Consider the following 24,340-nt stretch of genomic DNA (forward strand, 5'->3'; position numbering starts at 1 on the left):
CGGCGCCCCTCCCGCTTGACACTGACCGCCTTCACCCGGCCCTTCACGCTCCGGTGCCGGTGGACGCGGACGTGTCCGACGCCTTGCAGGCGGACCCGGGCCTGCGTGTCGTGGGGGGTGGAGTTCCACCGGCAGCCGTCCCCGTCCTTCGGGAACGTCACGGTGTCGAAGTGCCCGACCCCTTTGAAGCGCGGGTATCCGGGGGTGCCACCGGCCTTCACCCGCCGGAAGAAGGCCTGGAAGGCCCGGTCCAGACGGCGCAGGGTCGCCTGCCGGCTCGAGAACGACCACCGGCCCTGACGCTCCGGATCAAACGCCCGGATCTCCCTCAACTGCGCCGACTGATCCCCATACCGCACCGACGTCCGGGAACTGTGCCGATAGGCATCACGACGCTCCTGCAACGCACCGTTGTACAGGGAACAGTGATCCCGCAGCATCTCCGCCAGCGCCCGCTCCTGGCGGACCGTGGGACGCAGCAGAAACTTGTACGCCCGCTTCACACGACCCCACCCCCCTGCCTCCCCCGGCCGACATTGACGGGTTCACGCTACCGACCCCCACTGACAACGCAGCGTGCTCCGCCGCTGCGCGGCTCCGGCCCAAGGATTCGATTCCCCCAACCGAGAGGGCCAGGTGGTGGTCGGCGGTCGCGAACGCGGGCAACCGGTCGTCCCGGACGCGGGGGCGGATGCTCGCCGTACCGGCCGTGCTGACAGCAGTGCTGCTGGCGTCCCACCGGCTGGTCCCGAACACCCCCGGCCGCCTGGGGAGCCTGCTCGAATCCTTCCTGCCCTGGTCCGGCCTGGTGATCGCGGTGCTGCTCGGCCTGGCGCTGCTGCGCCGCTCGGCTGTCGCACTGCTGGCCCTGCTCCTGCCGGTGGCGGCCTGGACGTACCTCTTCGGCGGACTGCTGCTGCCCGGGGATGAGCCCGGTGGACACAACCTGGTCGTGGTGCAGCACAACGTCAGCGACGAGAACACCGACCCCGCGGGCACGGCCCGCACCCTGGCCGATGCCGAGCCCGGCCTCATCGCCCTGGAGGAACTGCTCCCCGCGGCGCTGCCGGTCTACGAGAAGACCCTCGCCCCACACTACCCGTACCACGCGGTGGTGGGCACCGTCGGGCTCTGGTCGCAACACCCGCTCACCGATGTCGAAGAACTGGACATCAAACCCGCCGGTATCACCGAGCCCTGGAGCCGCGGACTACGGGCCGCCGTCCGCACTCCGCACCGTGAGATCGCGGTGTACGTCGCGCACCTGCCCTCGGTCCGCCTCCACGCGGCCGGCCTGGCCTCCTCCCGGCGCGACGAAAGCGCCGACCTGCTGGGCAAGGCCGTCGCGGCCGAGAAGCTCAGCACGGTGATACTCCTCGGCGACCTCAACAGCACGGTCGACGACCGCGGGCTGGCCCCGCTGACCTCGCAGATGAACGTGCCGGCCCGGGGCTTCGCCTTCAGCTTCCCCGCCGCCTTCCCCGTGGCCCGGATCGACCAGATCATGGCCCGCTCCGCGACCGTCGGTCCCATCGGGACCCTGCCCATGACCGGCAGCGACCACCTCCCGGTCATCGCCGGGATCGGACTGGGCTGAGGGGTCTTTTCCCGGGCGGCAAGTCTGCGCACGCGACAACTGCCGTGCTGTGACGCAACCAGCCGGATCGGCCTCTACGCCGGAGTGCCGGCCTCGCGCTTTCTGCGGAACGCCGTGTCCGACGGGCGGCCTGCGGGGCGTCAGTAACGCCAGGGCTGGTCGTTCGGCCGGAGAACCCAGAGCCGGTCGGACGACGGGTAGGAGGTGTCGAGGTAGCGCGTGTTCCAGCTGCCGTTCCCGTACTTGTCGAGCGTCAGCGCGAGACGCTTGTTGGCGACGGGACGCCAGATCTGCCAGCGCGAGTTCGTGCCGGACACCGTCTCGTGCCGGAGGTTCCACTTCTGGAGCTCCGACCCTTTGCAGGTCTTCACGACGACTCGCATCCCGCGTGTCGGCGAATCGGTCAGCGGCTGGAGGCACTTGTTCGCCGCCACGTTCCTGAGGACACGGTTGTACGTGTCGTCGTGCTGACGGTCGCTGACGACCTGTGACGTCCATTCCTCCGTGCTGTACTTCCAGCCCGGGTCCCGCAGGCTGTTCGCGAAGGCGCCCTCGGCCACGGTGTTGTTGTCCACCAGGGCGAGACGCGAGCCGTCCTTCTTGTTGATGAGGTCGAAGGAGCCCGGCTCGGCCGAGGCGGGCGTGGTGCCGGCGGCGGCGGGAGGAACAGCTGCCCGAACTGTGCGTGCTGGGCTCCGAGGCCGTCTACGTCCTCGACTACACCCCTGCGGGCGTGCCGGACGGCGCCACGCGCTTCACTCAACCCGACGTCGTGGCGCGATCCCGTGCTTTCCTGCGCGAGTTGTACGCGATGGGGGAGGGGGTGGAGACCTACTTTCCCCGGGAGATCGCCCACCTGGAAGCGCCGGACCCGGGGCTCTGAGCGGGGCGGTGACCGAGGTCTGCGGCCGCCGGGCCGAGAGCCGGACCGCACCGCTTCCGAACCGGGGCGCGGCGGCGGTGCGCGGTCGGGACCGGCCGGGCCGGCGGAACGGGCGTGGCCGCGCCGACCCCGTCCGCCGCCCGGGTCACGGCTGCGTCTTCGTCCGCCAGGCGTCCAGCAGTTCGCGCTCGCGGGAGGCGCTGAGGCCGGAGCGCCGGGGCCGGTCCAGGCCCTGCTCGCGTTCCCAGCGCAGGGTGTCGACCAGCAGCTCCGCCTGGAGGCGGTGGCGGAGGCCCGCGGCGCGCGCCGCCGAGCCGTCCCGGTCCGACCAGCCCTCCCAGCCCGGCTCGACCAGCCACATCGGCAGGGACTCCTCCCCCATGTACTCGGCCACGCCGTTCGCGAGCAGCCAGGCCGAGTCGGCCGCGACCACCGGACCGACGTGCCCGCCGACCGTGCGGCACAGCTCGATCCACTCGGCGAACGGGAGAACCGGACCGACGGCGTTGTACGTGCCGGTGAGCCCCGTCTCCGCGCTGTCGAGCAGCCAGGTGGTGAGGTCCCGTACGTCGATCACCTGAGTCGGCAGGTCCGGGGTGGCGGGCACCAGCATCGGCCCGTGCCGGTCGCGCGCGGCGCGGGCCACCCAGTAGCCGGAGCGCCCGGTGTGGTCGCCGGGGCCGCCGATGAGGCCGGCGCGCGCGATGAGCAGGCGGTCGCCCACGGCCGCCGCCGACGCCTGCTCGCAGGCGACCTTCGCCTCCCCGTACAGCGAGCGGTCCACCTCGTTCCGGTCGGTCGGGGCGAGCAGGGCCGCCGACTCGTCCGCGCCGGGCGTGCCCTGGGAGGCGTAGGCGTTGCAGGAGGAGACATAGGTCCAGTGCCCGGCCCTGCCGCCCAGGGCGTCGAGCGCCCCGCGGACGAACCCCGGCTGCCACGACACCTCGACCACGGCGTCCCACTCGCGGTCGAGCAGCGGCTCGTACGCACCGGGTTCGCGCCGGTCGGCAGCCACGAGCCGCGCCCCGTCCGCGACTTCGCCGCTCTCCCCGCGCGCGAGACACGTCACCCGGTGGCCGCGCTCCATCGCCAGCCGCGCCACCTCCCGGCCCACCCACGCCGTTCCGCCCAGCACCAGAATCTCCATCCCGCAACACAAGCAGGACGCGAGCGGGATGCCCAAGCGGCTTCGCTGACAGCGGATCGGATTTGGTTGGCCGCTGCCTTCCCGGCGTGTGTCGCACATCCCCCAACTCCCCAACTCCCCAACTCCCCAACTCCCCAACTCCTCAACTACATTGACCTGTCGATCCGTCGATCTGTCGTGAGGTCAGTAGTTGACGAGGGCCGTGTCGCGGCCCCGCCGTCCCGGCGCGCGGATCCGCGGTAGCGGCTCGTGCTCCGCCCGGACGCTACTCGGTGCGCAGCGCCGTGGCCGTGCGTGCCCGGGCCGCCCAGCCGGCCGGGACCAGCGCGCCCAGCACCGCGATCACGACCCCGCCCAGCCCCAGCAGGAGCAGATGGAGAGGCTCGTACACATCGAGGACCGGCGACGGCAGACCGGTGCCCACGGCACGCCCCATCAGCGGCATGACGAGGCCGTGCAGCGCGTACCCGGCCGGCACGCCGAGCAGCCCGCCGAGCACGCCGACCGCGGCCACCGAGGAGAGCACGAGGCTCAGGGTCTGCCGCGGCGACATGCCGATCGCCTTGCAGACGCCGAGGTCGTGGATGCGTTCCCGGGTGTCCAGGACCACGGAGTTGAGGACGCCGAGCCCGGCCACGGAGACCAGCATCAGGGTGAGCAGCACCGCCATCGCGGACATGAGGAGGATGACGCCTTCCTGCCCCGAGGGGGCGTTGGTCGTGGCGTCGCCGCCCAGCGGCTGTACGACCGCGGCGAGCTTCCGGGCGTACTCGTCGGCGGAGACGCCGGACTTCACCTCGGCGAGGAAGGTGCTGGGCTCGGCCGACGCGAAGTCGCCCATGTGCGCGTGGATCTCGAACTCGCTGCCGGAGGTGTCGAAGGACTCGCCCACGATCCGCAGGTTCGCGGTCTCCTTCTCGTAGGTCACCCGCACCGTGTCACCGATCCTGGTGCTGGTCCTGTCCAGGAAGCGCGTGGGTACCACGACCTGCCCCGTACCGGTGATCCAGTGCCCGGACAGCATCTCGTGGCTGCCGGAGCGCGCAGCGCCCTCGTAGAGACTGGCCCGGACCGAACCGGAGATCCCGGCCACGGTGGCCTCGATCCGGGTCTTGCCGTAGTACGACCCGGTGCCGGCCTGTGCCGTGATGGCGGACCGCACCTTCGCCGGGTCGGCGGCCCCCGGCGGGGACGTGCCGGCCACGCCGCCGCCCACGGGGGCCGGGCTTGCCGCGCCGCCCCCGGCAGGAGGAGGCGGCGGAGGGGGAGCGACGTGGCTCAGCCCGGTGGTCGTGACCGTGACCGCCGCACGGCTCTCGGGGTCCTGCGAGACGCCGATCGCGGTGAGGGAGGAGGTCAGCCCCACCGCGAAGGTCGCCGCGACCGTACCGAACGCCACCGCGAGCAGCATGGCGAGGGCACGGACCGGATGCGTGAAGGGGGTGGCGAGACCGTAGGTCACCGGTCGCGGCAGCGGCAGCCGCCCCGTCGCCCGGTGCGCCCACTGGCCGCGCCCGGTGCGCGGCGACCGCCCGACCGCGATGGCTTCGACCGTGCGCAGTCTTCCGGCCCGCAGCGCGGGAACCAGCGCCGCGAGCCCCACGACGGCCAGGGCGGCGGCCGGCACCGCGACGTTCACCCACCAGGCCACCGAGAGCGAGACGGCTCCGTACACCGCCTCGGTGTCCGAGAGCAGCGGCACCGCCAGGAGGTTTCCCAGGACGGCCCCCAGGGCGATGCCGGCACCGGCCGGAATCAGCGCCTGAGCCACGTAGGCGCGGACGACCTCGCGCGGGGTGAAGCCGATGGCCTTGAGGATGCCGATCCTGCGCAGGCCCGTGCCGACCGCGCCACTGATCACACTGCTGACGATGATCACCGACATCATGACGCCGAGCACGCCGAAAGCCATCACGAACGGGACGGTCGCCGCCGCACCCTGATCAGCGGCGCGTTGGGTATCCAGCCAGGACTGGGTACCCAGCAGCGCCCCGGGCCCCGTGGAGGCGGTGAGCTTCTTCCGGCCGGCGAGGATCTGCTCCTTCGTGCTCGCGGAGTCGAAGCGGTAGAGCATCTGACGCGTCACCGGGCCGCCCTCCGACACCAGCGCCTCGACCTGCGCGGGAGTCGCCCAGGAGTCGGCGGTCTCGCCGGCCGACACGGCGAAGCCGACGATCGAGAGGGCCGGCGCGCCCGTGGCGTCCGAGGCCTTCAGGGGGGTGCCGATCCCGAGGGCGGGCCCCTCGAACGACGCGTCGAGCACGATCTCGCCCGGCTTCCGCGCCCACCGGCCGGACTTCAGATCGACGCGGTCCACGTCGCCGCCCGGACCGGACCGCCCGACCAGGGTCAGCCTCGGCAAGGGGAAACCCGTCCGGTCCACCGGGCGGAACGCCGTGGAGGGATACGGCCCCGAGCTCGCGGTGACGCCGGCCAGCCGGCCGGTTTCCGCCAGCCGCTCCGCACTCACCTTCGCCGGATCGAACTGGGCGGTGAGATGCGGACCCCGCTGCTTCCCGAAGGCGTGGTCGAACGGAGCGGCCGCGGCGACCATCAGCGACCCGGCGACCACGGCCGAGGCCACGGCCATCATCGTCGCCACGGCGATCACCACGGTCTGCGTCCGCCGCCGGCCGACACCGGAGCGTACGACCCGGCCCAGCGCACCGGTACCGAACAGGCTCATCGCACGGCCTCCGCGGAGGAGTCGAGGGCGAGGCGACCGTCGACCAGGTGAATCGTGCGGCTCGCGCAGGCCTCCGCCAGCGTCAGGTCGTGCGTCACCAGCACGATGGTCTGTCCGGCGCGGTGCAGATCCATCAGCAGCGTGCGGACGTCGTGGCCCGAGGCGGTGTCGAGCGCACCGGTGGGCTCGTCGGCGAGCAGCAGCGCGGGCCGATTGACCAACGCCCGTGCGACCGCGACCCGTTGGCGTTCGCCTCCGGACAGCCGGCCCGGGTAGGCGCGGGCATGCTTCTGGATGCCCAGCGCCTCCATGAGCTCATCCGCGCGGGCCGCGGCCTTCCGCCGGCCGGCCCCGGCCAGCTGGGCCGGGAGCCGGATGTTGTCGGTGACGGTGAGGTCGTCGAGAAGATTGAAGAACTGGAAGGCCATGCCGATGTGCTCGCGACGGAACCGGGCGAGGGCGTGCTCGCTCAACCGGTCGATCCGCCGCCCGGCCACGGTCACGGCGCCCTCGGTCGGCTTGTCCAGGCCGGCGACGAGGTTCAGCAGCGTGGACTTGCCGCTGCCGGAGGGGCCCGTCACGGCAAGGGCCTCGCCCTGGGCGACGCTCAGCGTGAGCGGTCCGAGCGCCGGTGCGGCGGCGCTGTCGTAGCGCTTCACCACACCCTCCAGTTCGATCACTTGACGCATGCGAGTTGTCCGTCCTTGCGGTCGCGAGAGGCACAGGCCATTGCCGGTCCTGTGAACCTAGGAGTGCCGCGCAGGGGGGCGCGTCGGCCACGGAACCGACATCAGGTCCTTCCTGCGGAGGGTCCGGCCGCGGGGTCATCCCTGAGAACTAGGCCTCCGGGGGTAAGGCCCCGGCCGGACAGGCGGACGCGGACCGGGCGGAGAGCGCAGCACAATGCACGGGTGGAGACGGAAGACCGGCACAGCCGGCATCGGCGACTCATCGACGCGCTGCGCCCGGAGGGGAAGGCCGCCCCGCTGCCCCGGCGAGCGGTGCGCGCCGATGTGGTGCTGGCGGTCGTCCTGACCGTCATCGCCCTGTTCGTGGCGGTGCGCCATCCCGGTGACGGGCTGGTGGACATCAACCCCCCTGCGGTGGACGCCGGGACCGGTGTCCCGGCCCCGCCCCCGCCGCCCGGCCCGGGTGACGTGCCCGCGGAGGAAGAACCCACCCCCGTGCCCTGGGCCCTCGTCGTCCTGGCGACGCTGCCGCTGGCCGCCCGGCGCCGGTATCCGCTGGCCGTGTTCGCGGTGGTGCTGGGCGCGGCACTGGCCATCGCCGGCTCCGCCTCCTGGATCACCGTCCTGGCCTGTGTCATCGGCGCCTACAGCGCCGTGGTGTACAGCCCTTACCGGATCACGGCGATCGCCGCCCTGGTGCTCGCCGCCGCGCTGTCCGGTTTCGCTTTCCGCAACGCGGAACCCGTGCTCCCGGGATGGTCCAGCCCGGGATTCGTTCTGCTGGTGGCGGGGATGCTGGCCGCCCTCGTCCGCTTTCTGCACCTGCGGCTGGCCGCCAGCCGGGACCGGGTGGCGGAACTGCGGGCCGCTCAGGAGGAGGCCACGCGCCGCGCCGTCGAGGAGGAGCGTGCCCGCATCGCCGCCGAGCTGCACGACGTGGTGACCCACAATGTGAGCGTGATGGTGATTCAGGCCGGCGCGGCCCGCACCGTGATGGACAAGGCGCCCGAGCAGTCGAAGGAGGCCCTGCTGGCCGTCGAGGCGGGCGGCCGGGCCGCCATGGCCGAACTCCGCCACGTGATGGGCCTGCTGGCCGCCCCGGACCACGAGAGGGCCGACGGCCTGGAACCCCAGCCGGGGCTGGCGCAGCTCGACGCGCTCGTCGCACGCGTACGCGCCGCCGGTACGCCCGTGAGCGTCGGGGTGTCGCTGCCGCCGGATCCGCTGCCACCGGGAGTGGACCTCGCGGCGTATCGCGTCGTACAGGAGGCACTGACCAACACGGTCAAACACGCGCGCGGCGCGCGGGCGTCCGTCGCCATCGGCCACACCGACGCCTGTCTGGAGATCGAGATCACGGACACCGGCGGCGCCGGGGGACCCCCGCCGGTGCCGGGCAACGGCCGAGGCCACATGGGGCTGCGCGAGCGGCTGGCCGTCTACGGGGGCGAGCTGACAGCCGGACCGACGCCGGCCGGCGGCTACCGGGTGACGGCCCGCATCCCGCGGAGCGCGGTATGACCGGGGACCAGCCGCCTCTGCGCGCCGTCATCGCCGACGATCAAGCCCTCGTCCGCACCGGTTTCAAGATGATCCTGGCCGCGGACGGCATCGACGTGACGGCCGAGGCCGCCGACGGGGCCGAGGCCGTCGCGGCGGTCCGCCGTACGCGGCCCGACGTCGTCCTCATGGACATCCGAATGCCGGAGATGGACGGCATCGAGGCCACCCGGCGCATCACCGGCGACGCCGGCCCGGCCGCAACGCGGGTCGTCATCCTCACCACCTACGACCTCGACCACTACGTCTACGCCGCGCTCACCGCCGGCGCCAGCGGCTTCCTGCTCAAGGACGTCAGCCCCGAACACCTGGTCTCCGCCCTGCGCCTGGTGCGGACCGGCGACGCCCTCCTCGCACCCACGATCACCCGGCGGCTGATCGAGCGCTTCGCCCGTCAGGACCAACCGCGGACCACTGCCCCGCACCGCGATCTGTCCGGCCTGACCCCGCGCGAACTCGAGGTGCTCCGGCTCCTCGCGACGGGCCTCAGCAACGCCGAACTCGCCTCCCGGCTGTTCCTCAGCCAGGCCACGGTCAAGAGCCACGTCGGCCGCATCCTGGCGAAGCTGGACCTGCGCGACCGCGTCCAGGCCGTCGTCCTCGCCTACGAGTCGGGGCTGATCGCCCCGGGGGCGGGGGCGCCTGGATGACTGAGCCTTCTCAGCGTTGTTCTCCAAGGTGAGGACGGCTTCGGTGGACCGTGACAGGGAACGGGCTGTGCCGCGCCCAAGCACGGGCGCCCCGGCGGGAAACCCGTACAGCCGAGGACGCGACCACCGGTGCCGACGGGACGGAGGCAGGGCGATGGCGGCCATCGCGGGCGACGCCGGGGCGGGTACCGCTCCGGCCGGGCTCCGGCTGCCGGGAATCCTGCTGAGGACCCGCTCACCGAACACGCCCGCCCTACATGCTCGCTCAGAGCGCCAGAGAGACGGGGGGCTCGATGCCGAGCAGAAGACGGTCGTGGTCCTCCTCGGTGACATAAGGGTTGAGCCCGGCATAGCGAGTCCCCACGGACACGTCTCGCCAGAAACGCTGCAGGGGGTTGCCGGGGTCGAAGCCGCCGGCGCCATGCAGGTCGAGGAGCCACTCCACGGCCTGCCGGCATTCCGTGGCTGCGGAAACCAGCCGCATGCGCAGCTGCGCGCGTTCCAGGCTCGGCATGGGGTGGCCGGGATCCGTCGCGTCCAGTTGTCCGGCGACATCGAGGACGCGCCGGGTCGCGGTGTCGAGCAGGTGACTGGCCTGGCCGAAGCGGTGTCGGGCCAAGGGTGAGTCCGCGAGCCGGGAGTAGGTGGTCTGCGACGGTGCCCGCGTGCCGGCCAGCACCCCCTGAAGTACGGCGAGAGCACCGTGGGCCGCGCCGATCATGGGAGCCAGGTGCGCCACCACGGCGCCGACCGTGACGGCAGCGGGCGGGGGCGTGCGCCGGTCAGCCGGTGAGGTCGTGTACTCGGGCGGCACCACGACGTCCTCAGCGAGGAGCGTGTGGCTTCCCGTGCCCGCCAGCCCGACACTGCGCCACGATCGCTCGACAACCAGGCCTTCCACCGGCACCAGCGCGGTGCCCACCCCTATCGGAGTCTCCTGGCGCAGGACGGGCACGATGAGGAAGGCCCATGCCGCGTCCTCGCACCCGGACGCCATCCGCCAGCGCCCCGACAGCCGTAGGCCGTCCGCGCTCTGCTGTCCATGTCCCTCGGCGACCGCGGTGGCACACACCAGCGCGTGAGGGTCGGCGAAGTACGCCGAACGGACCGGACCACGCAGACCGGTACCGACCGACTTCTTCGAGAAGCACGACAAGGACGTCACCCACGCGGTGGAAGGGCAGGCGGCCCCCAGAGCCATGGCCACCTGCGCCAGAGTGCGCAGATCGGCACCGAGACCACCGAGTTCGGGGGGTACCGTCAGGGCGAGGAGCCCCGCCTCCCGCACGGCTGCCACGGAGGCGGGCGCCAGGCGGCCGGACTGCTCGGTCTCGGCGGCGTGCTCCGCGAGCGAGGGCGCGAGGGCGGCAGCGCGCGCTACGGGGTCCACGCCCGCCGGGCGCATGTCGACAGCGTCAATGGACACGAGGGATTGCATCTCCTGTGGATCGGTGGGTTTCGCCGGGGGCTCGCCGCGGGCGGACGATGTCAGTCGGTCTTTTCGTGTGCCGACCAGGGAAGGTCCCGGACGGTTCCCGCCAGTGCGAGGCGCTGGGCCTCGGCCGAGCCGGGTTCGGCGGTGAAGAGGATGAAGCGCAAGTCGCCGTCATCGATGGACAGCGTGTCGCAGTCGACGAGGATGTCGCCCATGTCGGGGTGACGTACTGTAACGCGCTCCTCACGGACCGGCGCGTCAGCCCGCCCTTCCCACAGTGAGCGGAAGCGGCTGCTGGCGGAGATGAGGTCGCCCACCAGAGTGCTCAGGCGCGCGTCCGCCGGATAGCGGACGACCGCTCTGCGCAGATCGGCGACGACGGTGGACTCAAAGCGGGCTGTCCGTCCGGAGGAACGGAAGATCGAGCCAGGTGTGCCCACGAACAGGCGCCAGGCCACGTTCCGTTCACGTCCTGGGCCGGGCACCGGCCCGCAACCCATCACGGACCCCCAGACGTCGTTCCACGCGATCACTGTCCAGGTCGCATCGCAGACACACACCGGAACGTCGTTCAGCCGGTCGAGCAGGCGTTGGGCGCCACCACCGATGTGTTGCGGTACGCAGCCGTCACCAGTCAGGGAGTAGCCGGCGAGCACGCAGAGATACTCGTAGTCTTCGCGGCCCAGCCGCAGAGCCCGGGCAAGTGCCTCCAGAACCTCCCGGGACGGATGGCCCTGCCCCTGCTCCAGGCGCTTGATGTAGTCGGCTGAGACCCCTGCCAGCCGGCCCAGCTCCTCGCGCCGCAGGCCGGGAACCCGGCGGCGGCCAATGCTTTGAACGCCCGCCTGCCCAGGCGTCGTTCGATCGCGCCACTGACGCAGCATCGCTCCGAGGTTGTTGCTCTCCAACATGCTTCGAGCCTAGCCACCCGGCGTCTGCTGAGCCTGGCCCAAACACTCCCAGGCAACCGCTTCTGAAGCTTCTCCTTGATCGTGCAGGGTCGCGGCGACAGAGCGGCGGGCCGGAGTACACCGGAGTACAGGAGCCCTGCCGCGCCGACAGGCGCGCGGCAGGGCTCCCTCGCTCTCGCCGTGCTGCGGTCAGGCGGACGGGCCGGTGACGAGCCCGACGAACGACGACCAGGCGTCCGGGGACACGGCCAGCACCGGCCCGCTGCGGTCCTTGGAGTCCCGGACGTGGACGGTCTCCGTCAGGGCGGCCACCTCCACGCACTCACCGCCTCCGCCGGTGCTGTAACTGCTCTTGAACCATGCGGCTTCGGGCACGGCCGACTCCGAGCGCTCAGCGTTCATGACTCTCCCAACAGTCTCTCGACGAAAGTCGATGACTCACGCGGTGTGAGTGCCTGAGACCGGAGGATGCCATAGCGGGTTTCGAGTTCGCGGATCTTTGCCTGCTCCGTGTACAGGCGGCTGTCGTCCTGCACCTCGGTATAGGCGATGCGCCGCCCCGTCGATGCGTCGATCAGTGTGAACGGCCCTCCCAGAGCCGCGTGATCCTCCCGCTCGGTCGGCATGACCTGGATCTCCACATTGCGAAGGTGCCCGAGGCGAAGCATCTTCTCCCACTGCTCCCGCAGAGCCGCGCGCCCGCCGATGGGCCTGCGAAGGGCCGCCTCCTCGACGATGAAACTGAGCAGTGGCGCGGGCCGTCGGTCGTGGATCCCCTGGCGTGCCATGCGCGCGCTCAGGCGCTGCTCGATGATGTCCTCGTCAAGCAGCGGCCGTTGGAGACGGAACCCGGCCCGCGCGTATTCCTCGGTCTGCAGCAGCCCGGGTACCGCGTAGACGGCGTAGACGTACAGGGCCGTCGCGCCCGCCTCAAGGCGCGCGGCGTCGCGGAAGAAGCTCGGGTACTGGGCCCGTTCGACTTCCTTCTTGAGCGCCTTGAGGAGTCCGCCCGCCTCCAGGATTTCGTCCGCCCTGTCGATGAACGTGGGCAGCGGGACGCGCCTGCCCTGCTCGAAGGCCGCGATGGTGGACCCCGAGTAGTTCAGCAGGGAGCCGAACTCCGGGCGCTCCAGGCCCGCTCGTGTGCGCAGCAGCTTCAACTGGCGGCCGAACGCCGTCACGATGCCCGTTCCGGACCCGCCGTCCCGCAACTCCGAGTCGTCGTCCGCCGTGTGCCCTTGGGGCTGGGCCGCGGCCGTCGTCTCCTGTCCCCTCGGTTCCTCGCGCATGTCCCTGTCGTCCCCCTCGTGCACTGCCCCACCGTCCTTCCAGCCGGCCGTATGCTCCAGCCCTGCCCAACCGGACGGGCAGGGGGCCGGTAACGCCGCACAGCGCGTACAACGCCGCGAGCGGTGCGCGCACGGCGCATACAGCCCACTGCTCCGGCCGCGCTCCCGCCCGGCCTCTCGCACCGTGCGCGGACAACGGTGCGAGAGGTGCGGGACACCGGAGCGGACGGGGCGCGGACAATCCGCTGGGGCGCGGGTGCCCCGCCGTGGGAGGATGCCGCCGCTGCGCGCAGGCGCGAAGTCAACAAGACGGGGAGGCAGCGGTGTTCGCGGTATCCCTGGGCGAGGACGGTGCGGAGCTGGGGCCGCTGGAGCCCTGGCACGCCGGGGAGTTCCTCGCCCACATGGACCGGGGGCGGGAGTTCATCGGGCAGTACATCGGCCTGGCCGACGTGGTCACGGATCCGGAGTCGAGCCGGGCGTTCCTCCAGTCGTACGCGGACAAGGCCGCCGCAGACACCGGACGCATCTACGGCATCCGGACGGACGGCGAGCTGGTCGGCGGCGTGCTCTTCCGGACCTTCGACGCCCGGCACGGCACCGCCGAGGCGGGGTGCTGGCTGGAGCCGTCGGCGGTGGGGCGTGGCCTGGTCACCAGGGCGGCGCGCGTCATCATCGACTGGGCCGTCGAGGAGCGGGGCATCCACCGCGTGGAGTGGCGGGCCGCGGCGGCGAACGAGCCCAGCATCGCCGTCGCGCGGCGGCTGGGGATGACGAGGGACGGTGTGCTGCGCCAGAACTACCCGCGCCGGGGAGAACGGTTCGACACGGAGATCTGGTCGGTGCTCGCCCCGGAGTGGCGGGCGGGCCGGGCTGCACGCTGAACGGAAGGTTTCCGGCCCGGCCCCCGGCGCACCGCACGCGGCGTCACAGAGGCCGAAGGGCCGGGTCATCAAGGGGACGGGGGACTGTGTGCCAGTCGGATATCTGATCAGTGTGGCCGTCATCGCGGCCGTGACGCTCTGCGCGCTGGCGCCGCCTCGGCGGCCGCGGCCGCTCGCCGGGCTGAGCTTCCGCCTCGGGCTGCTGCTCACCGAGGCGCCGGTTCTGGGCGGCTACTGGCTGCTGGCGTCGACGGTGCCGGCGTTCGCTCAGGGGCACATCAGGACTCCGGGTGCCTGGGCGGTGGTTGGGGCGGCGGCTCTCACGGGCACGGGTCTCGTGGTCCTCGCGCGGCGCGGTCTGCGGGCCGCCCCGGTGCTCGAGCGGGCCCTCGCCGAAGGGCTGGGGCCGGACCGGCGGGCGGCCCCCGGTGCCGGGCCGGAGCCGAGGCCCGGCCGGCGCCGCCGGCTCGTCCGGACGCTGTTCGCACCGGTGTTCCCGCGCCGCCGCGACGTCGAGCGGATACCGGACCTCCGCTACGGTGACGCCGGCCGCCGCAATCTGCTCGACGTCTACCGCCATCGCTCCCGTCCGGTGGGTGGCCCGGTGCTGATCCATCTGCACGGCGGGGGATACAGGCAGGGCCGCAAGAACACCCAGTCGCTCCCTCTGCTGTACCGCCTCGCGAGCCGGGGATGGGTCTGCGTGAGCGCCAACTACCGCTTGAAGCCGGCCGCGCGCCACCCCGACCATCTCGTCGACCTGAAGCGGGTGATCGCCTGGGTCCGTGCCCATGGGCCGGAGTACGGCGCCGATCCGTCCCGGCTGTTCGTCGCGGGCAGTTCGGCGGGCGGGCACATGGCGGCGCTGGCCGCGCTCACCCCGAACGACGCCGCCTTCCAACCGGGGTTCGAGGAGGCGGACACCTCGGTCACCGCGGCCGTCTGCCTGGGCGGCTACTTCGGCCCGTACGACGACGGAGACGAGTCCTCGTCACCGGTGGCCCACGTCCGCGCCGACGCGCCGCCGTTCCTCATCGTCCACGGTGACCGGGACACGGTCGTGCCGGCGGCGGAGGCCCGCCGGTTCGCCGAGACGCTGCGCGCCGCGTCCGCGAGCCCTGTCGTCCACGCCGAACTCCCGGGCGCGCAACACGCTTTCGACCTGTTCCCCTCAGTGCGCTTCGAGGCGGTGGTGGACGCCGTCGAGAAGTTCGCGGACCGTGTCCTGCGGGGCCGCTGAGATCACCGTGTCTGCCCGGTCCTCCCCGTCGCGGGTGCGCCTGTACGCCTGCGAGGGCCATGCGCGGGCCGAGCCGGGGGGTGAGCCGGCAGGCGCCCGTGTGCCGTTGCCCCGGGGGCTCCGCAACGTCAGGATACGGACCCGTCACGGCGTCCGTCGTCCGCTGCCGGTTCTGGAGGGAGTGTGCGTGCCTATGGTGTCCGAGTTTGCCGTGCTGGGCCCGGAAGAGGTGCGCGGGCTGCAGGAGAGGGCGGCCCGGGCCCTTCCGGCGGAGCGGGTGGAGAGGACCGGGGGGTGGTGGCTGCGCCATGCCCCCCGTTCTCCCTGGTGGGTGGGGACGGTGCTGCCCCACGGAGCCGCCGGGCACCCCGGCGAACTGGTGCGCAGGGTCGGCGAGGCCGAGAGGTTCTGCGCCGGCCGGGGCGGGAAGGCCCGGTTCCAGATCACCCCATCCGCGTGCCCGGAGGGCCTGGACACGCTGCTGGCGGAGCGCGGCTACCGGCGTGAGAGCCCGGTGTCCCTGCAAGCGGCGTCGGCCGCGCGGGTTCTGGAACGGATGCCGGTGTCCGCTGAGCCGCCGCTGCGTGTGCGGCTGGACGGTCTCCCGTCACCGGCGTGGTTCGAGGTCTGGCACGCGGTACAGGGCCACGGCGTCGACCCCGGTGCCGAGCGGGAGTTGCTCGCTCGCGTGGAGGTGCCGTCCGCCTACGCCACCGCGATGCTCGGGGACGAGGCCGTGGCGGTGGGCCGTGCGGTCGCGGACACGGGCTGGGCGGGCGTGTTCGGCATGGCCACGCTGCCCCTGGCGCGCGGCCGGGGCGCGGCACGCGGAGTGCTGTCCGCGCTGGCCGGCTGGGCCCGCGCCCACGGTGCCGAGCGCATGTACCTCCAAGTCGAGCGGGACAACGCCCCCGCTGTCCGGCTGTACGAGCGGGCGGGGTTCCGGGAAGTCTGCCGCTACCACTACCGAATCGCGGGGGATGAGCGCCGCCACCGGCATCCGGCCTGAGCCCGGACGCCGGCCCCGATCCCATCCCCGTGCCCGTGCCCGTGCCCGTGCTGGGCGTCGCCGCGACCAGCCCCACTCCCGCCCGACTCCAAGCCGGCCGTCGCTGTCGTCAAACCGGCCGCTCGGCCCGAGCGCACTCGATCACGTGAGCATCAAGTCCCGGGGGCGGGCGCGGTCCCGCGTCACGGCAACAAGCGGGTGAGCCAAGCCACTTCACCGCTGTCCTCCGTGGAGACGTGGTCCCGTTCGAACCCGAGCTTCTCCAGGACACGCAACGACGGTGTGTTCCACGTTCCGACGGTCGACCAGAGCCGTTTCCGCCCGGTCGCGACAGCGGCGTCGAGCACCGCGCCGGCGGCCTCGGTGGCGTAGCCGTGCCCGTGCACCCGCTGGAACAACTCATACGCGATCTCGGGCTCTTCCAGGGTGGTGCGGCCGATGATCAGCCCGCAGTAGCCGATGAAGTCCCCTTCGTCGCGGCGCTGGACGGGCAGCGTGGCGATCCCCGTCGCCGCCGTCTCGGTGAGCAGCTTCGTGATGGCCGTCCGGATGTGCTCGACCGTCGGCGTCCCCTTGCCGCGTTCGGAGAGGAGGGCACAGAACTCGGCGGCGTCCGATTCGGCCCACGGCCGCAGTATCAACCGCTCGATCTCCAGGTGGAACGACATCGTCTTGTATGCAGACATGGGCCCACTCTGCTCCACGGGCCACCGCGAACCACGGCCAGGTCACCGGGGGCAGGCCGACCCGACAACCAAAGGATTCGGCCCGGTCCCAGCCGCTTGACCCGCGAACCACATGTCATTTTCGTGTCAGACCCCTACCGAGGCAACGGGCGCTGATGGACCTATCGCGAGAGGGCGCGGCTTCGGTCGGTCTGCTGCAGGGCCGTCCCGGTGGGGACGACGCCGGAAACCCATCCCGTGGTGCCTGCCTTGAGCGTGCGCAGGTCTGTGACAGCGGTGATGGCGCGGCGCGCCAAGTCGTTGTAGGAGCGGTCGCTGAGCGTGTCGTGCAGGCTGCCGTGCGCGGTGAAGCCTGCCGCGTGCAGCGCCCCGGACACGTGGCCGAACGCGCCCCACCTGCGACCACTGGTGATGTCCAGACCGGCCCGGTTGTCGTTGAGATCGGCGTACAGCAACTCGAGCCCGTCGGGGTTCTTGAACACGGTCGTCGCGGGCTGCTCGGGTGTGCACAACTCGAGGAGGACACAGCGGCCGGCGCCGATCAGGCCGGTGCTGCCGTTGGTCTCGATCACCATGCTCCACGTTGGACTGATACGGCCGGCCACGAGGAGGATCCGGTCTTCCGCAATCCCCTCATCGGCTTCCTCTCGTAGCGCATCGACAGGGCCGGCGACCCCGCTCAGGTGGCCTGCTTCCATGGCCTGCAGCGCCTCGCGGGGCGGCAGAGCGGTGAAGGTGAGGCACCAGCCTCCGAAGTAGCCGTCGAGCGTCGTCAGCAAGTCCATGCCTGTGCTTTTGCTCCTGCCGGGAGTCGTGTGCATGAGAACGGCGTCCCCTGAAGTCAAGGGGAAGCTCCGGTGGTCTGCAACGACTCCTCGGCGCGTTCACCGCGGTCGTCACTGGTTCCGCCGGGCTCACGAAACGCCGGACGGAGCCCGGGGCCTGTCGAGGACCAGCTCGCGCTCCACCTTCGCGGGGTCGCCCTTCACGGGAACGGTCTGCCCGGAGGGTGTGAATCCGTACCGGCGGTAGAAGCGCTCGGCCCGCGCGTTGTCCTCGTGGACGTACAGGCGCGCCCTCGTCACGTCCTCGACCGACCACGCCCACGCGACGGCCGCCTCGAAGAGCGCGTCGATCACACCGCTGCCGCGGTGTTCGGGGCGCACGAAGACACCGACGACGTGCGCCTGGCGCCGCTCGACGGTCGTGCCGAACGGGTCGACGCCGCCCGCGTCCTCGATCAGCACGGTCACCGTGCCGGTCCAGGCTCCGTTCCGGCCGTCCTCGGCCACGAACTGGCGCACCCGCGTCCCGCCGGCCGACGAGCCCCTGGCCCGTTCCTGCCAGAAGGAGTCCGGCTTCGCGGCCGCCTGCTCGTACGTGTCGAGAAAGGCGATCGGAGCGGCCGGGTCCTTCAGTGCCAGGAGCCGCAGCTCCTTCACCTCGCGCCACTCCTCGGCACGGATGGGGCGGACGGCGTGGCGCGGTACTTCGTTCATGCTGTCGAACCCTAGGGGAGGGCCGTTCCGGGGCACCACGGCATTTCCGCAGGTACGCAGGTAATCGCTCTGCGCCGGGACCCCTGGCCTTCGCTCCCCGTCACCCGGGACGGTCGCCGGATGCGCCGGGCGGACCCTGGACGAGTCATTCCGAATGATCAATGATCACAGGCGATCAGCGATCGTGTGACCGACTGGCGGGTGCTGGTTGGACGGCGAGATCAGAACACCGTTCGTGCTGACGCTTATCCGCTCACCGTAGAGCTGCACGTGCCGGCCGGTCGGCTCCAGGTAGGCCTCGTCAAGGATCTCCGACTCGTCCTGCCCCTCGATGAGTACGGAGTAGTACCACGTTCTCCGGGCGGGAAGAGTGTCGTCGTCGTAATCCGGCCCCCCGACGGTCACCTCCGCGCCTACCAGACCGAGCCGACGGGCCTCGGCGGAGTCACGGACCCGCACGACGTCACCCGTTTGGAACCGGGGAGCGGCAGCCGCTTCCATTTCGCCGGCCTGGGCGCCGTACACAGCGGGGTGCAGGAACACCCCGCCATTGACCGGCCGCTCCCATTCGTCGTTCCGGCCGAAGTCGTCCTTCCAGGTGAAGCCGAGAGCCCGCAGGCAGTCGGGCGCGGACCCGTGTGGCGTGAGGCCGACCTCGAAGTGCAGCATCTCCGGGGTGCGGCGGAACGGCCCCCGAGCATGCACAACCATCGTGCCGTGAGGCGCGAGTGCCTTGCGAAGGTATTCGGTGAGTTTCGCCTCTTCCTGGGGCGTGGCTTCGGCCCAAAGGGCCAGCCAGACGAGCCGGTAGGGCGCCAGGGGCACCGGTTCCCCTTCTCTGTCGGGCAGGTCATCACGAGTCATGGGACCGGTCTACCTCACGGCAGCCGACACTCGCGGCCCGGCCTGTCCCTACACGATGCAAACCCGGAACGGGCCCTAATCCACAGCGCAAGTACCGGCCGACGGGAAGGGATAAGCCGTCAGCATTCGGAATAACTTGGCCAGATGATCGATTCCAAGGGATCGTGCAGTTCGCCGGCAGATGGATAGCCTGCCGGGGTGTCCTCGGTGAACCTGCGTCACTCGGTCCGCGCGGTCGTCCTCGATGAGGGCGACCGTATCCTGCTGTGCCGCTTCGCCATTTCCAAGCCGACCGGCACGGTCGTCGTGTGGGCGGCTCCCGGTGGCGGTGTCGAGCGCGGCGAGACGCCGCTTGCCGCGCTACGTCGCGAGTTGCACGAAGAGGTGGGGCTGGCCGTCGATACCGACCCGCCACATGTGTGGCACCAGCAGGTTGTCGCACCCGGACACGCCGCAGGGTACGACGGGGTGGTCAACGACTACTTCCTTGTCCGCACCGCATCGTTCCCTCCACGCGGCGCGATGTCCGACAACGAACTCGCCGCCGAGAACATCGATGGCTTCCGGTGGTGGCGCCTTCGGGATATCGCTGACTACTGCGGTTCCGAGCTGTTCTCACCCCGCGACCTCGCCACACTGTTGGCGGCGCTAATCGCCGAGGGAGTCCCGGCCAGACCGGTGCCGCTCGGCCTGTGAGCCTCGCACCCGACGCTCGGACACAGCTCCGGTCGCTGCCGGGAACCTGCACATCGCCCGCCCCCTGGTTGCTCTTCGCGGACACCCACCACGTGGGCGACACCCTTCCCGGTGTCGTGAGCAGATGGGCGCCGATCGGTGTGTTCGTCCGCCTCGCACGCGAAACCCCCCGCCTGAGGGACTCGTCGCATGGCCCTCTCCGAAAACCGGCCGGGGACGCCATTCCGCCACGGCCAAAGCGGGGAAACGGGCGTCTTCAGCGCGGGCCGTTGGTGCGGAGCAGCAGGCGGCCGGTGGCTACCGGGCCGCCCCGCCGATGAGTTCGTCGGCGGCCCACCGTGCGACACCGGGGGGGAAGGGGGCCGGCAGTCCGAGGACGATGTGCCGGAAACCGGCGTCGGTCGCCTCGGCGATCGCGTCCCGCGTGGCCTCCGGCCGGTCGTAGTCGACGGCCAAGTGGATCGAGCGGGTGACGGACGCGGGGTCGCGGCCGATCTGGGCGCAGTAGCGGTCCAGCAGTGCGCTGCGGCTGACGGCGTCGTCGATGTCGCCGCCGGGGATGTTCCACAGGTCGGCGTGCTCGGCGACAACGCGGAGTGTCGCGGAGGAGCGTCCGCCGATGAGGATCGGCGGGTGCGGGCGCTGGACCGGTTTCGGGTTGCCGAACGCTCCGGTGAGCTGGTGGTGGGTGCCGTGGAAGTCGAACGGTTTCTCCTCGGTCCAGAGCCGCCGGATCACCGTGCAGGCTTCGGCGAGGCTTTCGACGGCGTGCGCGGGGTCCTGGAAGGGCAGGCCGTGGGCCGCGTACTCGCGCCGGGCCGCGGGAGGGTGGGGGCGGGAGCCGACACCGATGCCGAGGTCGAGCCGTCCGCCGGAGACGACGTCGACGGTCGTGGCGATCTTGGCCAGCATCGCGGGCGGCCGGAACCGGTTGCTGGTCACCATGACGCCGAGTCGCAGGCGTTCGGTCCGGGCGGCCAGGGCGGCGAGCAGCGTCCAGCCCTCGTAGGCCGGTCCGTCCGGGTCGCCGCCGATCGGCATGAGGTGGTCGAACAGCCAGGCGTGCTCGATCTCCGGGATCGCGTCCGCCTCGCGCCAGACGCGTAGGACGTCGTGGTAGTGGACCTGCATCGGGGCGGTCATGATGCCGAAGCTCGGGCGGGGCGGGCGGGGTGTGTGCGGCATGGAGGCGTGGGTCCTTTCGGCGCGGGCGCGGGCACGGGCACCGGCGGCGGGCCGGGCGTTCGGGCGCGAGGGCGTTGGCTTCGGGGGAGGGACTCAAGGGGACGTGCGTGCGGGGCGGCAGGAACCGGGAACACCGCAGAGCCGTTGGCGGCGGGGACGCGCCGTCTGCGCGCGGGTCCCTGCGCGCGCCCGGGTCCCGGCGGGGGCCGGTGAGAGGGAGGAAAGCCGCCTTCTCACCGGACTCCGTGTGCTTTCCGGGTGCCCGCCGGTCGGACAGGCGGGCACCCGGTAGGCCGCAGGGCGGCGGGAGGGCCGGTGGGGGCCGGCCCTCCCGGAGGGTCAGCGGCGCCGCAGGGACGCGTCGAGCAGCGAGGGCGGGGTGTCGAACTTCTCGTGCGGGGCGAGGTCCGTACCGGGGGCGACGATCGCGTCGATCGCGTCGAGGACGTCGGCGGAGAGCACGGTGTCGGCCGCTGCGGTCTGGGAGTGCAGGTGGTCCAGTGTGCGCGGGCCGATGAGCGCGCTGGTCACGGCCGGGTGCGCGGTCACGAAGCCGAGGGCGAGCTGAACCATCGTCAGGCCGGCCTCGTCGGCGACCTCGGCGAGCTGCTCGACGGCGTCGAGCCGGGCCCGGTTGACGGGGAGGCTTGTGTCGAAGCGTTCCGGCATGACCGCCGCGCGGCTGGTCGTGATCTCCCGTCCCGCGCGGACCGCGCCCGACAGCCAGCCGGAGGCCAGCGGGCTCCACGCCAGCACCCCGAGCCCGTACCGCTCGGTCACGGGCAGGACGTGCGTCTCGATGCCGCGCTGCAGGACCGAATAGCCGGGCTGCTCGGTGACGTACCGGCTCAGCCGGTGCTCGCGGGCCGCCCACTGGGCCTCCACGATGCGGTGCGCGGGGAAGGTGGAGGAGCCGAAGTAGCGGATTTTTCCGGCGCGTTGGAGGTCGGTCAGCGCCGACAGGGTCTCCTCGTCGCTGGTGGTGGGGTCCCACCGGTGGATCTGGTAGAGGTCGACGTGGTCGACGCCGAGGCGGCGCAGGCTGTCGTCCAGCGCGGTGACCAGCCAGCGGCGCGAGCTGCCCCGGTGGTTGCGCTCCTCGCTCATCGGCATGTTGGCCTTCGTGGCCAGCACGATGTCGTCACGGCGGCCGGCGATGGCCTTGCCGACCATCTCCTCCGACTCGCCCCGGCTGTACATGTCGGCGGTGTCGATGAGGTTGATCCCCGCCTCCAAGGCGGCGTCGACGATGGCGGTGGCCTCCTCCTGGGTGGTACGCCCGATGGCGCCGAAGTTCATGGCGCCGAGTGCGAGGGTGCTGACCTGGACACCGGTGCGGCCCAGGGTGCGGTACTGCATGAGCTGTCTCCTCGGTGAGTGATCGCTTCATCGCGTGATCGCGGATGAGCGTGGGGCGGCGCGGTTGCGCGGCGCGGTACAGCGTGAAGCAGCGCGGGGCAAGGCAGGGCAGGGCAGGGCATGGCATGGCTTGGTGGCCGGGCCCCTGCTCTGGCATGATGCGCAAAGCGGAACGCCGTTCCGGAAGAGACGATACGGAACAGCGTTCCGTTTTGGCAAGCGTGCAGGGGAAGAGGAGGTGGCGCGGTGAACGACCGTCACGAGGGAGCCGCCGGGCGCCCGGCCCCGCCCAAGCGGGAGCGGGCGGACGCCCGTCGCAACCGGGAGGCGCTGCTCGAAGCGGCCGCCGCGGTCTTCGTCCGGTCGGGCGTGGAGGCGCCGGTTCGCGACATCGCGGCGGAGGCCGGCATCGGGGTGGGCACGATCTACCGCCACTTCCCGAAGCGGGCGGATCTCGTCATCGCCGTCTTCCGGCATCAGGTGGAGGCGTGCGCCGAGGCCGGTCCGGCCCTGCTCGCGGCGGGCCCGACTCCCTATGCCGCGCTGGGGAGGTGGATCGACCTCTTCGCCGACTTCCTGGTCACCAAGCACGGACTCGCCGCCGCGCTGCGGTCCGACAGCACCGGCTTCGAGGCGCTGCACGACTATTTCCTGGACCGCCTCGTGCCCGTGTGCACCGAACTGCTCGACGCCGCGGCCGACTCCGGCGAGATCCGGTCCGATGTGCGGGCCCTCGAACTCATGCGCGGCGTCGGCAATCTCTGCGTCGGCGCGGACGATCCCCGCTACGACGCCCGCCGCATGGTCGAACTCCTCATCGCGGGGCTCAGCCGGCCGCGCTGATCACCGTGCCCCGATGATCGCCGGGCCGAGCACCGGCCCCTGCTGATCACCGGCCGGGCCGGGCGCGGCCGGGACGCACCCACCGCACCGGCCGGCAAGCCCGGGCGGGGCGCGCGTTCAGGAGGAACGCTCGGTTCCCGCCCCGTCGTTCGCCGGGAGGGACTCCCAGAGCTCGATCAGCTCCTTGGCGAGGTCCGGGTGGCCGGCGGCCAGGATCGGGGACCCGAAGGTGAAGTCGCGCCCCTCCGCGCCCAGCACGGCCACGCCGTTGCGGCGGAGCAGGGCGACGCCGGCGGCCACGTCCCACGGGGCGGGGCCGAAGCAGACGCAGGCGTCGAGCCAGCCCTCGGCCACCGCGGCCAGGTCCAGGCTCATGCAGCCGTGCATCCGCACCCGGTACGCGACGCCGCCCAGCAGGCCGGAGAGGAAGGTGCCGGACCGGGACCGGGGCGAGCCGGTGCCCGTGACGGAGACGATGGCCCGGGAGACCTCGCGCACCCCGGACGGTTCCGTCGACGGGGCGCTCTGCGGCCCGACGGTCCAGCGGCGGTGCAGGGCCGGGGCGTGGAGCACGCCCACGGACGGTTCCCCGGCCTCCGCGTAGGCGAGGGAGACGGCGTGCAGCGGCGCGCCCCGCGTGTAGTTCATCGTGCCGTCGATGGGGTCCAGCAGCCAGCAGCGCTCCGGCAGCGGGCCGCCCTCGGCGGACTCCTCGCCGATGACGGGGATGTCCGGGGTGCGCTCGCGCAGCACCCGGGTCACCCGCCGTTCGACCTCGACGTCGGCGTCCGTGACCTCCTCGCCGGACTCCTTGAATCTCTTCTCCGACCACTCGTCTCCGGCCCGCCCTAGCCACGCGACTCCCGCCTCGACGGCTTCCTCGGCGGCAGTCAGCAGGTCGTGGTGCTCGTTCACGTCGGTCCAGGGCCTTTCGGGCGGAGTTCCCCATCGCGGGCTTCGGTGTGGCCCGTCCGCTTTCCGGCGGGCCGCCGGCGGCGCGGGCGCGGGCGCCGCCGTACTGCGGTAACCGTATCGGGCGCCGGGGCCGTGCCCGTACGACGAGTGGCGCAGCGCGGAGCGGGGGGTTCCGGGGCGGGAGGGGGAGGGGCGGTCCCCGGCGGGGCGCCGGTGTGCGGGGCTGCGCTTCCGGTGCGGTCCGGTGCGGTCCCGCGCCGGCCAACGTTCGTTGCCCGTCGGCGCGTTGGCGGTAACCCGCCGTTTGACACAG

Annotated in this window: 25 protein-coding genes; 9 read left to right on the top strand and 16 right to left on the bottom strand. The window is 72.1% G+C overall.

What is annotated here, in order from left to right; all coding sequences use genetic code 11:
- On the bottom strand, positions 1-503 hold a 503-nt coding region (locus IF83_RS0122350), incomplete at its 3' end, for an RNA-guided endonuclease InsQ/TnpB family protein (protein ID WP_030546893.1).
- Positions 504-691: 188 nt separating this feature from the next.
- Between IF83_RS0122350 and IF83_RS0122355 the strand changes: the two genes are divergently transcribed.
- Positions 692-1,597, top strand: a complete 906-nt coding sequence (locus IF83_RS0122355) for an endonuclease/exonuclease/phosphatase family protein (RefSeq protein ID WP_030546895.1) — start codon at positions 692-694, stop codon at positions 1,595-1,597.
- Between the two features lie 140 nt (positions 1,598-1,737).
- Here the strand turns inward: IF83_RS0122355 and IF83_RS0122360 are convergent, their stop codons facing one another.
- The gene (locus IF83_RS0122360; RefSeq protein WP_107046849.1) at positions 1,738-2,172 is read right to left on the bottom strand and encodes a hypothetical protein; all 435 of its coding nucleotides are present in this window, start codon (positions 2,170-2,172) and stop codon (positions 1,738-1,740) included.
- A gap of 110 nt (positions 2,173-2,282) precedes the next feature.
- Between IF83_RS0122360 and IF83_RS0122365 the strand changes: the two genes are divergently transcribed.
- The gene (locus IF83_RS0122365; RefSeq protein ID WP_030546899.1) at positions 2,283-2,480 is read left to right on the top strand and encodes a DUF6879 family protein; all 198 of its coding nucleotides are present in this window, start codon (positions 2,283-2,285) and stop codon (positions 2,478-2,480) included.
- A 145-nt stretch (positions 2,481-2,625) separates the two neighbouring features.
- Here the strand turns inward: IF83_RS0122365 and IF83_RS0122370 are convergent, their stop codons facing one another.
- The 3 genes from IF83_RS0122370 to IF83_RS0122380 all read right to left on the bottom strand — a co-directional run bounded on the left by IF83_RS0122370 (position 2,626) and on the right by IF83_RS0122380 (position 7,002).
- Positions 2,626-3,627, bottom strand: coding sequence for an NAD-dependent epimerase/dehydratase family protein (locus IF83_RS0122370; RefSeq protein ID WP_030546901.1), 1,002 nt, complete (start codon positions 3,625-3,627; stop codon positions 2,626-2,628).
- A gap of 265 nt (positions 3,628-3,892) precedes the next feature.
- Positions 3,893-6,313, bottom strand: a complete 2,421-nt coding sequence (locus tag IF83_RS0122375) for an ABC transporter permease (RefSeq protein WP_030546902.1) — start codon at positions 6,311-6,313, stop codon at positions 3,893-3,895.
- The gene (locus IF83_RS0122380) at positions 6,310-7,002 is read right to left on the bottom strand and encodes an ABC transporter ATP-binding protein (RefSeq protein WP_030546904.1); all 693 of its coding nucleotides are present in this window, start codon (positions 7,000-7,002) and stop codon (positions 6,310-6,312) included. The genes IF83_RS0122375 and IF83_RS0122380 overlap by 4 nt, the downstream gene beginning before the upstream one ends.
- 222 nt (positions 7,003-7,224) lie before the next feature.
- Between IF83_RS0122380 and IF83_RS0122385 the strand changes: the two genes are divergently transcribed.
- Both IF83_RS0122385 and IF83_RS0122390 read left to right on the top strand, forming a co-directional pair.
- Positions 7,225-8,523, top strand: coding sequence for a sensor histidine kinase (locus tag IF83_RS0122385; protein WP_030546907.1), 1,299 nt, complete (start codon positions 7,225-7,227; stop codon positions 8,521-8,523).
- Entirely contained in the window at positions 8,520-9,212 is a 693-nt protein-coding gene (locus tag IF83_RS0122390; RefSeq protein WP_030546909.1) for a response regulator, read from the top strand. Before IF83_RS0122385 ends, IF83_RS0122390 begins: the two co-directional genes overlap by 4 nt.
- Positions 9,213-9,477: 265 nt before the next feature.
- Here IF83_RS0122390 and IF83_RS0122395 read toward each other — a convergent pair whose 3' ends face one another.
- The 4 genes from IF83_RS0122395 to IF83_RS0122410 all read right to left on the bottom strand — a co-directional run bounded on the left by IF83_RS0122395 (position 9,478) and on the right by IF83_RS0122410 (position 12,847).
- Positions 9,478-10,638: an acyl-CoA dehydrogenase family protein gene (locus tag IF83_RS0122395; protein ID WP_158711094.1), complete on the bottom strand. Its 1,161-nt coding sequence runs from the start codon at positions 10,636-10,638 to the stop codon at positions 9,478-9,480.
- Between the two features lie 62 nt (positions 10,639-10,700).
- On the bottom strand, positions 10,701-11,558 hold the full coding sequence (locus tag IF83_RS0122400; protein WP_030546913.1) for a helix-turn-helix domain-containing protein: 858 nt from the start codon (positions 11,556-11,558) through the stop codon (positions 10,701-10,703).
- A 189-nt stretch (positions 11,559-11,747) separates the two neighbouring features.
- Positions 11,748-11,960, bottom strand: coding sequence for a DUF397 domain-containing protein (locus IF83_RS0122405; protein WP_051723164.1), 213 nt, complete (start codon positions 11,958-11,960; stop codon positions 11,748-11,750).
- The gene (locus IF83_RS0122410) at positions 11,957-12,847 is read right to left on the bottom strand and encodes a helix-turn-helix domain-containing protein (RefSeq protein ID WP_078843757.1); all 891 of its coding nucleotides are present in this window, start codon (positions 12,845-12,847) and stop codon (positions 11,957-11,959) included. Before IF83_RS0122410 ends, IF83_RS0122405 begins: the two co-directional genes overlap by 4 nt.
- 323 nt (positions 12,848-13,170) lie before the next feature.
- On the opposite strand from IF83_RS0122410, the gene IF83_RS0122415 reads away from it, so the two are divergent.
- The 3 genes from IF83_RS0122415 (at position 13,171) to IF83_RS0122425 (ending at position 15,980) form a co-directional block, all read left to right on the top strand.
- Entirely contained in the window at positions 13,171-13,731 is a 561-nt protein-coding gene (locus tag IF83_RS0122415) for a GNAT family N-acetyltransferase (RefSeq protein WP_030546919.1), read from the top strand.
- A gap of 88 nt (positions 13,732-13,819) precedes the next feature.
- Positions 13,820-14,971: an alpha/beta hydrolase gene (locus tag IF83_RS0122420; RefSeq protein ID WP_030546921.1), complete on the top strand. Its 1,152-nt coding sequence runs from the start codon at positions 13,820-13,822 to the stop codon at positions 14,969-14,971.
- Positions 14,972-15,164: 193 nt separating this feature from the next.
- On the top strand, positions 15,165-15,980 hold the full coding sequence (locus tag IF83_RS0122425; RefSeq protein ID WP_030546923.1) for a GNAT family N-acetyltransferase: 816 nt from the start codon (positions 15,165-15,167) through the stop codon (positions 15,978-15,980).
- Positions 15,981-16,162: 182 nt separating this feature from the next.
- Here IF83_RS0122425 and IF83_RS0122430 read toward each other — a convergent pair whose 3' ends face one another.
- From IF83_RS0122430 to IF83_RS33340, 4 genes are all read right to left on the bottom strand, one after another.
- On the bottom strand, positions 16,163-16,666 hold the full coding sequence (locus IF83_RS0122430; protein WP_030546925.1) for a GNAT family N-acetyltransferase: 504 nt from the start codon (positions 16,664-16,666) through the stop codon (positions 16,163-16,165).
- A gap of 161 nt (positions 16,667-16,827) precedes the next feature.
- On the bottom strand, positions 16,828-17,451 hold the full coding sequence (locus IF83_RS0122435; RefSeq protein ID WP_030546927.1) for a hypothetical protein: 624 nt from the start codon (positions 17,449-17,451) through the stop codon (positions 16,828-16,830).
- Between the two features lie 129 nt (positions 17,452-17,580).
- Positions 17,581-18,165: a GNAT family N-acetyltransferase gene (locus tag IF83_RS0122440; protein WP_030546929.1), complete on the bottom strand. Its 585-nt coding sequence runs from the start codon at positions 18,163-18,165 to the stop codon at positions 17,581-17,583.
- Positions 18,166-18,330: 165 nt separating this feature from the next.
- Positions 18,331-19,029, bottom strand: coding sequence for a hypothetical protein (locus IF83_RS33340; RefSeq protein ID WP_158711095.1), 699 nt, complete (start codon positions 19,027-19,029; stop codon positions 18,331-18,333).
- Between the two features lie 198 nt (positions 19,030-19,227).
- Between IF83_RS33340 and IF83_RS0122450 the strand changes: the two genes are divergently transcribed.
- Positions 19,228-19,725: an NUDIX domain-containing protein gene (locus IF83_RS0122450; RefSeq protein WP_030546932.1), complete on the top strand. Its 498-nt coding sequence runs from the start codon at positions 19,228-19,230 to the stop codon at positions 19,723-19,725.
- Between the two features lie 297 nt (positions 19,726-20,022).
- Here the strand turns inward: IF83_RS0122450 and IF83_RS0122455 are convergent, their stop codons facing one another.
- Both IF83_RS0122455 and IF83_RS0122460 read right to left on the bottom strand, forming a co-directional pair.
- Positions 20,023-20,910, bottom strand: a complete 888-nt coding sequence (locus tag IF83_RS0122455) for an LLM class flavin-dependent oxidoreductase (protein WP_030546934.1) — start codon at positions 20,908-20,910, stop codon at positions 20,023-20,025.
- A 339-nt stretch (positions 20,911-21,249) separates the two neighbouring features.
- Entirely contained in the window at positions 21,250-22,269 is a 1,020-nt protein-coding gene (locus IF83_RS0122460) for an aldo/keto reductase (protein ID WP_030546936.1), read from the bottom strand.
- A 246-nt stretch (positions 22,270-22,515) separates the two neighbouring features.
- On the opposite strand from IF83_RS0122460, the gene IF83_RS0122465 reads away from it, so the two are divergent.
- A complete protein-coding gene (locus tag IF83_RS0122465; protein ID WP_030546937.1) occupies positions 22,516-23,112 on the top strand; it encodes a TetR/AcrR family transcriptional regulator in 597 nt (198 codons plus the stop codon).
- Between the two features lie 117 nt (positions 23,113-23,229).
- Here the strand turns inward: IF83_RS0122465 and IF83_RS0122470 are convergent, their stop codons facing one another.
- A complete protein-coding gene (locus IF83_RS0122470; RefSeq protein WP_030546939.1) occupies positions 23,230-24,027 on the bottom strand; it encodes an inositol monophosphatase family protein in 798 nt (265 codons plus the stop codon).
- Between the last annotated feature and the right edge of the window lie 313 nt (positions 24,028-24,340).

The sequence above is a fragment of the Streptomyces albus subsp. albus genome, from assembly GCF_000719865.1.
GTDB lineage: Bacteria > Actinomycetota > Actinomycetes > Streptomycetales > Streptomycetaceae > Streptomyces > Streptomyces albus_E.